We start from the raw sequence: 10,425 nt of genomic DNA, 5'->3' as shown, positions 1-10,425 counted from the left end.
CCGGTCCACGAGGGCCTTTCTCCGTGCCGGAAACCGGAGCGGCCCCCGCCGCGGAACGACGGGGGCCACCGGGCGGAACGGCTAGTCCGGAGCGATCCAGGCGAACTGGATGCGCTGCTGACCGTGCTTGCGGGTCACCAGGGTGCCGCGGCCGGGAGGTTGGGGCGACGGCTTCAGCGTGCCGATGATCGCGCCCTCCTCCTTCGAGCCGGAGCCGACGAAGATCGGGGCCGCGATCTCCTTCAGCTTGCCCATCACCGGGTCGTACATGGCGCGGGAGGCACCACCCATGCGGCGGACGACGACCACGTGCAGACCGACGTCCTTGGCCTGCGGGATGAACTCGGCGATCGGCTGCAGCGGGTTCGCGGCGCCCTGCGGGGCGACGAGGTCGTAGTCGTCCACGACGACGAAGACCTCGGGGCCGGTCCACCAGGAGCGGTTCTTGAGCTGTTCCTGGGTGACGTCCGGGCCGGGCATGCGGCGGCCGAGCGAACCGCGCACCTCCTTGATCGTGTCGGCGAACTGGGTCGACGACACGGCGTAGGTCAGGAGGTGGTCGGTGTCGATGAAGCCGAGCATCGTGCGGCGGTAGTCCGCGAGGACGATCAGCGCCTCCGAGGAGGTGTAGCTCTGCATGATGCCGCGGACGATCGTGCGCAGGATGTTCGTCTTGCCCGACTCGCCGTCGGCCAGCGCCATGAAGTGCGGGTCCGCGTCGAAGTCGAAGTAGACCGGCGCGAGCTCGTCCTCGTTGACGCCGACCGGGACCAGGTGGCCGCGGTTGGGGTTGACCTGCTGGACCTGCGCCATGAGCTGCGCGTGCTCCAGCACGTCGGGCAGCATCCGGACCTGCGGCGCGCGCGGGCCCTGCCAGGCCTGGTTGAGCTTGGCGTCGAGGTCCTGGACACCCGCGGAGATCGTGGTCGGGTCCTGCGAGGTGTCGATGCGCGGCAGTGCCGTGAGGAAGTGCAGCTTGTCGCCGGTCAGACCGCGACCGGGACGGCCGGGGGGCACGTTGGCCGCGACCTTGCGGTCGATCTCGGACTCGCTCGGGTCACCGAGGCGCAGCTCGAAGCGGGTGCCGAGGAGGTCCTTCATCGCGGGCCGGATCTCCGCCCACCGGTTCGCGGCGACGATCACGTGGACGCCGTAGGACAGGCCCTGGGCGGCGAGCGCCTGGATCTGCGGCTCGACCATCTCGAACTCCTGGCGGAAGTTCATCCAGCCGTCGACGACCAGGAACGCGTCGCCGAAGTGGTCGTCCTTGATCTCACCGCGGCGCTTGCGGTTGCGGTACTCGACCATCGAGTCGATCCGCTGCTCGCGCCACCGCAGCTCGCGCTCGGTGATCAGGGTCTGCAGCTCGGCCACCATGCGGCGGACCTTGTCGACGTCGAGACGGCCGGCGAAGCCACCGACGTGCGGCAGGTTCTCCATCGCGGCGAGCGTGCCACCGCCGAGGTCGATGCAGTAGAACTGCGCCTCCTGCGGGGTGTGCGTGAGCGCCATCGAGGCGATGATCGACCGCAGCAGCGTCGACTTGCCCGACTGCGGGCCACCGACGACCGCACCGTGGCCCGCGGCACCGGAGAAGTCGGCCCACAGCAGGTCGCGGCGCTGCTCGAACGGCTTGTCGACCACGCCGACCGAGATCTGCAGCATGCCGTTGGCCGGGTACTGCGGCGGCGTGAGGCCGCGGTCCGGCGTCACGTCGAGCGGCGGCAGCATCGTGTCCATCGTCGGCGGCTCGTTGAGCGGCGGCAGCCACACCTCGTGCGCGGGCGGGCCCTGGCCGACGAGGCGGTCGACGATCAGCTCGAGCTGCGTCGGCTCGTTCGCGTCCTCCTTGACCGGTGCGGCCGCGACCGCGACCGGCTCGACGGGGCGCTCCGGCTCCTTCGGCATCTCGATGAAGTCCGGCACGAAGAACCGCGGGCGCTTGTCGCTGCGCACGGCCACCGACTCACCGGCGGACTGCATGCCGGACGGCCGGTAGGTGCCCGAGACGTAGAGCGCCTTGAACCTGGTCAGCGGCATGCCCTGCACGCTGAGGTAGCCGGAGCCCGGGATCGGCGGCAGCTCGTAGGCGTCGGGCACGCCGATCGCCGCACGCGACTCGGCCGCGTTGAACGTCTTCAGACCGATCCGGTACGAGAGGAACGTGTCCAGGCCGCGCAGCTTGCCCTCCTCCAGCCGCTGCGACGCGAGGAGCATGTGCATCTGCAGCGACCGGCCGACACGACCGATCTGGAGGAAGATGTCGATGAAGTCCGGCTTCGCCGTCAGCATCTCGGAGAACTCGTCGATGCAGATGAAGAGCGCGGGCAGCGGGTCGAGCTGGGCGCCGTTCTCGCGGGCCTTCTCGTAGTCCCAGACGTTCTTGTAGTTGCCCTTCGCGAGGACCTCCTGCCGGCGCGAGACCTCACCGGCGATGGCGTCCTTCATGCGGTCGACGAGGCTGAGGTCGCCGGCCAGGTTGGTGATCGTCGCGGCGACGTGCGGTGCCTTGTCCAGACCGAGGAACGTCGCACCACCCTTGAAGTCGACGAGGATCATGTTGAGCGCGGTCGACGAGTGCGACGCCAGCAGGCCGAGCACCAGCGTGCGGAGGAACTCCGACTTGCCGGAACCGGTCGCGCCGATGCACAGGCCGTGCGGGCCCATGCCGTCCTCCGCGGCCTCCTTGATGTCGAGCTCGACCTGCTGGCCGTGCTCGCCGATGCCGAACGGGATGCGGTAGCGGTCGCGCTTGGGCCGGGGCCGCCACGCCTGCTGCACGTCGAACGTGATCGGGTCGCCGGGGATGCCCATGAACTCGAGCAGCGGCGGGTTGTTGTTCATCGCCAACGGGTCCTCGCCACCGTCGCCGCCGACGTCGCCCGCCGCACCCATGCGGTACGGGGCGAGCCTGCGGGCCAGTGCCTCGGCCTCGACGACGGACAGGCCGTCCGGTGCGCCGAACCACTCGACGCCGCTCGCGGAACGGGCGCCCAGCTGGTTGTTCTCGATGACCAGGCGCAGACCGCGGCGGGCGGTCAGGTTGCCCAGGCACTCGGAGAGGTCGAGCAGCGTGACGCCGACCAGCCCCTCCTCCAGGATGATCATCTCTTCGCGGCTGATGTCGCCGTCGTCGATCACGATCACGATGTGCGGCTGGTCGGGCGGCGGCGGGGCGTTGCGGGTGAACCGCTGCCGGTCGCGCAGGTACTCGTCGAGCATCGCCTCGACCTCGGCGAGCGAGTTCGCCATCATGCGGCGCTGGCCGATGCCGTCGATGTCGGTGGGGTGCTGCACGTGCGGCAGCCACTTCGCCCACTCCCACTGCTGCTTGGTGCGGCCCGCGCTGACGACCGCGATCAGCAGGTCGTCAGGGGCGTGGAAGGTGACGAGCTGGGCGAGCAGGGCGCGGGCGAGGTTGCGGCGGTCCTCGATGTCGCCGAGCAGGCCGACGGCGGCGAAGCCGCGCAGAGCGATGGAGATCGGCAGGTCGGGGACGAGCGAGTGGGCGCGCACGAACCGGCGCAGCGCCAGCGTCGCGATCGGCTCCAGCTCCTCGACGGGACCGGTCTGCGGCGGCACCAGGCGGGTGGCGAGGCGCTGCGAGCCCCGTCCCGCGCGCAGGTGGCAGAAGTCGGGGTCGTTCTGGCGGCGTTCCCACATGCGCCGGGTGGTGGCGAGCGACCACAGCTGCTGCGGGTCCGGGTGCACCCACTCGCGCTCGGCGCGCTGCTCGTCGGCGGCTTCGCGGGCGCGGTCGCGCATCTGGCCGAGGTACCGCAGGTAGTCCTTGCGGTCCTCGTTCATCTCGGCTTTCTTCTGGCCCTTGCCGGAGCCCATGCCGCTGGCCATCATGCCGACGGTCGAGATGAGCATCATGCCCGGCATGAGCATCGCCATGGGCTGCCTGTTCGAGTACACGAACATCATGCCCATCATGCCCACGGAGGCGACGATCATGACGACGGGCATCGCCTTCATCATGATGTTGCCGGGGATGATCCTGGGGACCTCGGGTGGCGGCTCGAGGTGCACCTCGCCGCCAGGAGGCCGGGGAGCAGCAAGGCGTGCCGTTCGCTTGAACTGCAGCGTGCTCAACTGACAGGCACCTCTTCGACTCGTTACGCCACCAGTAGCAACCGACACTATTGCGCATCCGCGCGCGTGACGAAGCTGGGTCGGGAAAAAACCCAGTCTGACGGGTTCCGGCGAACCACACGTGCAACAGGCGTCGGTCCGGCCATACTAGGGCCGCCCGACGAGCGGCCAGCTGGACGAATAGGGTCGGGCCGTTGATTCGTAAGTGCTGATCTGACTTAGGGGGCCCTGGTGGCGACCGGTACGACGGTGTTCAGCCGTGTCACGGTGGTGGCACCTCGAACGCGTATCGACGTCGCGCTGCCTGCCGACGTGGCGGTGGCCGATCTCCTGCCGATGCTGCTCGACATGGCGAGGGAGGCCACTCCGGACGGTGGTGTCCGGCACGGCGGCTGGTGCCTCGCGAAGCTCGGCGACAGCCCGCTCGACCCGGCGCGCACGCTCGCGTCGCTCGGCGTGGTCGACGGCGAGCTGCTGCAGTTGCGGCGCCGCAACGAGAACCCGCCGCCGCCGCTGTACGACGACGTGGTCGACGCGATCGCCGAGTCCGACCCCGACTCGTTCCGGCCGTGGACGAAGGAGACCGCGCAGAAGTTCGGTCACCTCGCGGGCGCGCTCGCGCTGATCGCCTCCGCGGTGGCGCTGTTCCTGTCCGGCCCGGTCGTGACCGCCGGCAAGGGGAGCGCCCTCGCGGCCGCCATCGCCGCCGGTGTGGCCGCCGTCGCCGCGCTCGCCACGGGCGCGACCATCGCGCGCGCCTACAAGGCGGTGTCGACCGGTGTGCTGATCGCCGCGTGCGGTTCGCTGCCGATGGCGTTCGTCGCGGGCTTCCACGCGGTGCCGGGCGTCAACTTCGAGCCGAAGATGCTGCTCGCGTCCGCGCTCATGATGATCTTCGCGTGGGGCGGCATCCTGCTGATCGGCCAGGGCGTCACGGTGTTCATCGCCGCGGCCACGGCCGGCACGATCGCCGCGCTCGCGTTCCTCGTCGCCACGTTCGTCGAGCACCCGCTGGCCGGTGTGGCCGCGGCGGCGGGAGCGGTGGCGCTGGGCGCGATGTCGATGCTGCCCCGGCTCACGCTGCAGCTCGCCAAGATCCCGCCGCCCGTCGTGCCGACGAACGCGGAGGACCTCAAGGAGGACAGCGGCTTCCCGGAGTTCGCGGTCATCGAGCGCCGCACGGCCGTCGCCCACGAGTACCTCACCGGCATGATCATCGGCACCGGCGTGATCGCCGCGCTGGCCGCGATCGTCGCGTCCGGCGACGGCACGGTCTGGGGCCCGATCTACGGCGTCGTCGTCTCGATCGTGCTGATGATGCGCGGTCGTGCGTACGCGAACGGTGCGCAGGCCGTGGCGCTGCTCTCGACCGGCATGTTCGCCGCGGCGGGCATCCTGGTCGCCTGGATCGCCAAGGCCTCCGAGTTCAACCTGATCGTCTTCGTCTTCGGCACGCTGCTCGTGCTGGGCGCGGCCGCGCTGGTGCTCGGCGTGATCTTCCCCGGCCAGAAGTTCTCGCCGCCGCTGCGCCGCACGGTGGACATCCTGGAGGCGATCCTCATCGCCGCCGTGGTGCCGCTGGCGCTCGCGGTCATGGACATGTACTCCGTCTTCCGGAGCCTGATCACGCCATGAGGACCGGTATCAGGCGCACCACGGCGGCTGCGACCGCCGGACTGCTGCTGCTGACGGGAGCGGTGCCCGCCGCCGCCTCCGCCGCACAACCGTCGTCAGCGCAACCGCCGTCCTCGACGTCCGCAGCGGCGCCGACGTCGGCGACGGGTTCGGCGCCCAAGGTGAACTCGGAGCCGCCACCGCTGCCGCCCGGTACCGCGCCGCCGAAGGACACCGGTCAGCCGGATGTGGAGTACAAGCGCACCAACAAGGAGTGCGTGGCGTCCGACACCAAGAACGAGCTCATCGAAGAGATGCCGTGGGGCCAGCTGAGCCTCAACCTCGAAGAGGCGCACCGGTTCGCGACCGGCAAGAACGTCGTGATCGCGATCATCGACACCGGTGTCGACCCCCGCAACCCGCGGCTCGCCGGCCGCGTCGACCCCGGCGGCGACTACGTCGACAAGACCAAGAACGGCACTGACGACTGCGACGGCCACGGCACCGAGGTGGCCGGCGTCGCCGCCGCGAAGAAGACCGAGGGCGACTTCGTCGGCGCCGCACCGGACGCGCGAATCCTGGCCATCCGCCAGACCAGCGACCGCTACGAGTTCAAGGGCGACGCGACGAACGAGGCCCGCAAGGGCGCGGGCAAGGTCAAGACGCTGGCCGAGGCGATCGTGCGCGCGGCCGACAAGGGCGCGGGCGTCATCAACATCTCGCTGACGAACTGCGGCACCCCAAAGGGGTTCAGCCAGGACGACCGGAACCTGCAAGCCGCCATCCGGTACGCGGTGGACGTGCAGGACGTCGTGGTGGTCACGGCCGCGGGCAACAAGGACGATCAGGGCAACGGCTGCCCGGCCCAGAACGACAACATGGACCCGAACAACGTCAAGGTGATCTCGTCCCCGGCGTGGTTCGCCGACGACGTGCTCTCGGTGGCGTCGATCGCGCGGTCCGGCGAGGTCTCCGAGTTCAGCATCTGGGGCCCGTGGGTCAGCATCGCCGCCCCCGGCGAGGGCATCATCTCGGTCGACCCCAAGGGTGACGGCCTCACCAACGCGAACGTCACCGCGCAGGGCACCAGCGACATCAAGGGCACCAGCTTCGCCTCGCCCTACGTCGCGGGCATCGCCGCGCTGGTGCGCGAGCGGTTCCCGGAGCTGAAGGCGCGCCAGGTGATGGCGCGGCTGAAGGCGACGGCGCTGCAGCCGGGCAACGTGACCGGCAAGGACCACAAGTCCGGCCACGGCATGGTGAACCCGGTCGCGGCGCTCACCGCCGTGCTCCCGGCGGAGGCCGCGGGCTTCACGGCGCCGGAGCCGAAGGTGATGGTCACCGCGCCCACGCCGCCGAAGAGCCTGGACTGGCCGCCGATCATCGTGGCGTTGTCCGGGATCGGCATCGGTGCGGTGCTGCTGGCGCTGACGCTGTTCGTCCGCAACTCGAACCGCAAGCGCGGCGGCACGGCCTAGCCGCGGAACGACAACGGCCCCGCTCGGACGTCGAGCGGGGCCGTTGTCGTTCCGCCGGGGGTCAGTCCTCGCCGATGACCTTGGGAGCGGCCTTCTTCGGCTTGCCGAGCACGTCCTCGACGGAACCGGTGAGCCGGTGCTTCGACTTGTGCTCCTTGTCGCCGCCCTGCTGCCCGCCGCCGCCCATCGCGCCCATCATCGGCGCCATGCCGCCCATCATCGCGCCACCGCCGGGAGCGGCCCCGGAACGGCCACCGGCGGCCGCAGCCGTCGTCGCGCCCTGCTCGGCGGGCGGCAGACTCTCACTGACGCCCGTGGCCCCGCCGAACTGCATCTGCTGCGCCGCGGCCGGTGCGCCCGTGCCACCCACACCGCCGACACCACCCGCGCCGACACCACCCGCGCCGACACCGCTGCCGCCGACACCGCTCGCACCGACACCGCCTCCGGAGCCGGGAGCGCCGCCACCGGTCGCCGCGGCCGCCGTCGCGGAGGCCCCTGCCGGTTCCGGTGCCGTCACGGCCGGCTTGGCGGGCGGGGCGTACGTCCAGTTCTGCTCGGGGTACCGGTGCTCCATCCGCACGGCGCCGAAGCCGCCCTCCACGCCGGCGACCCCGTCGCACAGCGCGAGGAACGCCTCCAGCACCTGCCGGCCGGACTCGAACAGCTCGCGCACCGGGTCCCTGAGGTCCTCGATGTGCACGCGCGCCCGGTTGTCGCCCTCCAGCGGCAGCGCCGCCACGCCGGACACCGAGTCCGCGGCGTCGGCCAGCACGTGGGCCATGTCCCGCACGATGTCGCGCACCGCGTCGGCGGTCTCCTCCAGCGCGTCGGCCATCGCGGTCATCGCGTCGGACATGTCGCCGCCGGCGAGCCCGACCTTGCGCATGTGCTCCAGGAACGCGTCGGCGTCCCTGCCCTGCCACGCCGCGTCGACACCGCCGAGCGGGCCAGCGACGTGCTTGGTGACCGCCTCGGTGACCCTGGCGGCCTTGCGCCAGCGCTCCGCTTCCTCGCGCAGGTCGTTCCAGTCGCCGACGAGCGGGTCGAAGAACTCGTGGACGAGGTCGACCACGCCCAGCCTGCGGCTCACCCGCGAGAGGAAGTCGAGCTCGGGACCCACCTCGGCCGCGATCTGCCTGCCGTCCTCGGCCACCTTCGAGCTCCCCACTACCTGCGATCGGCCTTCTTGAGACCGTGGACGGCCTCTTCCTCGCTGTACCCGTGGTGCTCCGCCACGGCGTGCAGCCCCTTGGCCGCCGCGTCCAGGGTGTCGCAGGCGCGGGCGAGCTGGGAGTTGAGCAGCTCGGCCGCCCGCGCGTAGCCCCGGGCACTGCCCAGCGCCCTGCCGACCTCGCCGAACGACTCCGGCCGCAGCGGTGACACCCTCATGGCGTCCCGCACGCGCCGCAGGTCGTCGGTCGTGCCGTCGATCCGGTCGGCGTAGGACTCGAGCCACTCGGGGTTGACGGCGATTCGACCGGCCACGGACTGTCCCTTCACGACGGTGCCACCTCGGGTGCACCCCTACGACTGCGGTGCACCCGGAACGGTTCCCGTCACTTCTGCTGCTGCGCCGGGTCCTTGATCTGGCCCTTGACCGCGGGGATCGCGTCGTAGCTGCGGTTCGCGTCGCCGCGGTTGAGCTGCGGGCCCTGCGGCAGCAGGTTCAGGATGTCGTTCGGTGCCGGTGGGAACGTCCCCTCCAGCCCGAGCGCCGCGGCGGTGCCCCCGTCCGGAACGCCGTACCGCACACCGCGACCGGTCACGATGTGGACCGGACCGGCGCCGAAGTCACCGGTGCCCTGGCTCGCCCGCACGACCGCCGCCTTGCCGGGCAGCATCAGGAACTGGTCGATGATCTCGCCGGCCGCACCGGGAGCGCCCAGCTGCACCGGGCTCATGTCCTTCGGGCCCGGCAGCGCGGAACCGATGGTGACCGAGGTGTCGATGGCGTGCTGGGTCCGGTTCTGCGACTCGTAGTCCTTGCCCTTCCAGCCCAGGCACAGCACCGCGTTGTTCGCGTTCGGCTCGATCGTGGTCGGCGTCTTCTCCGGGTACTGCGTGAGGTCGAGCTTGTTCTTCGGTTCGAGGTTGTTCGTGACCGCGCTCGGGGAGAGCTCGGTCGCCTTCTTGTTGTTCGCGTACGCCCAGCGCAGCAGGTCGCCGACCGTCTGGCCGACCTCCTGGAAGCCGTCCTCCAGCGCCACCATGAACCGCTGGGTGCCGGTCAGGCTGACCGAGATGACGTCGCCGATGTTGACCCTGGTCTCGGTGACGTAGGCGGCCTGCTCGCCCTGCCTCGGGATGACCGGCGCCTTCAGCGGCTTGGCCTCGGAGATCGAGTTGAGCAGCGCCGTGCTGACCGCGCGCGGCTGCTTGCCCCGCAGGTTCAGCGCGTTCATCACCTTGTCGTCCTTGAGGTCCACCTCGGCGCGGACGGTGGACGACGAGATGTCGAAGCCCTCGGGCTTCTTGTAGATCAGGTAGGCCTTCTTGGCGCCCGTCCGCTGCTGCACGAGCACGGCGTTGTCGCCGAGCTTCGGGTTGCCCTCGCTGACGCCCGCGATGACGGAGGTCTTGATCTGGTTGGCCGCCGCCTGGTTGCTGCGGAACGCGTCGAGGTCGAGGGTGTCGCAGACCGACCACTGCGCGTCGATGCGGGTCTCGGGCTTGGGCAGCACGTCCGGTGCGTCCGGCAGGCCGGTGAGGCGCCCGCGCGGGTACTTGGACAGCGCGGCCTCGCTGACGAGCTTGGGCTCGCCGCCCGCGGCACCACCGGAGGCGCCGCCGACCGAGCCGCCAGGGGCGTCACCGCCACCGCTCTGCGCCTGGTCCGGGTTCGACCGCGAGTACCAGAGCAGGCGTGCCGAGGCGAGGTTCGTCATCGGCACCAGCACGGGGGTGGACGTCGCGTTGTCGACGACGTAGACCTGCCCGGTCTCCTTGCTGATGGCGATCTGCGTTTCCTTGTCCAGGCGCGGTGCCGGCTTGAAGAACCCGTACACCAGGAAGCCGAGCAGACCGACGATGCCGAGGATCACACCGACCGATGTCGCGCGGGAGTGGTTGCGCATGGGGTCATGCAGCATCACGGCGTCTCTGCGGACGAGCGCGGACTGCATCCGCCGCAGGACGAATTGGTAGGCCTGGACCTGTGACTTGGTGGTGGGTGTTGATGCCATTCTCGGCTCGCTGCTCTCCCAGTCGCGGTACGGTTCGGCAGGATAGCCGG

Annotated in this window: 6 protein-coding genes; 2 read left to right on the top strand and 4 right to left on the bottom strand. The window is 70.6% G+C overall.

The features are described 5' to 3' along the window. Window positions 1-81: 81 nt before the first annotated feature. Window positions 82-4,098 carry a type VII secretion protein EccCa gene (gene eccCa, locus ACZ7CF_RS17700; RefSeq protein ID WP_470370029.1) on the bottom strand — a complete coding sequence of 1,339 codons (4,017 nt, stop codon included), beginning with the start codon at window positions 4,096-4,098 and terminating at the stop codon, window positions 82-84. 231 nt (window positions 4,099-4,329) lie between these two features. Here eccCa and eccD point away from each other — a divergent pair, with 231 nt between their 5' ends. Continuing rightward, the gene (eccD, locus tag ACZ7CF_RS17695) at window positions 4,330-5,733 is read left to right on the top strand and encodes a type VII secretion integral membrane protein EccD (protein ID WP_360395760.1); all 1,404 of its coding nucleotides are present in this window, start codon (window positions 4,330-4,332) and stop codon (window positions 5,731-5,733) included. Further along, complete coding sequence (mycP, locus tag ACZ7CF_RS17690; protein ID WP_360395759.1) at window positions 5,730-7,190, top strand: type VII secretion-associated serine protease mycosin; 1,461 nt, start codon at window positions 5,730-5,732, stop codon at window positions 7,188-7,190. The genes eccD and mycP overlap by 4 nt, the downstream gene beginning before the upstream one ends. Before the next feature lie 61 nt (window positions 7,191-7,251). Here the strand turns inward: mycP and ACZ7CF_RS17685 are convergent, their stop codons facing one another. From ACZ7CF_RS17685 to eccB, 3 genes are read right to left on the bottom strand one after another with little or no spacing between them, the layout of a single operon-like run. Continuing rightward, window positions 7,252-8,346 (bottom strand): WXG100 family type VII secretion target, encoded by a 1,095-nt coding sequence (locus ACZ7CF_RS17685; RefSeq protein WP_470370028.1) that lies wholly within the window; start codon window positions 8,344-8,346, stop codon window positions 7,252-7,254. A 14-nt stretch (window positions 8,347-8,360) separates the two neighbouring features. Next, the gene (locus ACZ7CF_RS17680; protein WP_458430191.1) at window positions 8,361-8,693 is read right to left on the bottom strand and encodes a hypothetical protein; all 333 of its coding nucleotides are present in this window, start codon (window positions 8,691-8,693) and stop codon (window positions 8,361-8,363) included. Window positions 8,694-8,749: 56 nt separating this feature from the next. Further along, window positions 8,750-10,375: a type VII secretion protein EccB gene (eccB, locus tag ACZ7CF_RS17675; protein ID WP_458430190.1), complete on the bottom strand. Its 1,626-nt coding sequence runs from the start codon at window positions 10,373-10,375 to the stop codon at window positions 8,750-8,752. Window positions 10,376-10,425: the final 50 nt, after the last annotated feature.

It is taken from the genome of Lentzea sp. NPDC036955, from assembly GCF_055608005.1.
The sequence above is the reverse complement of the archived record's forward strand: the minus strand, read 5'-3'. Positions and strand labels throughout refer to the sequence as shown.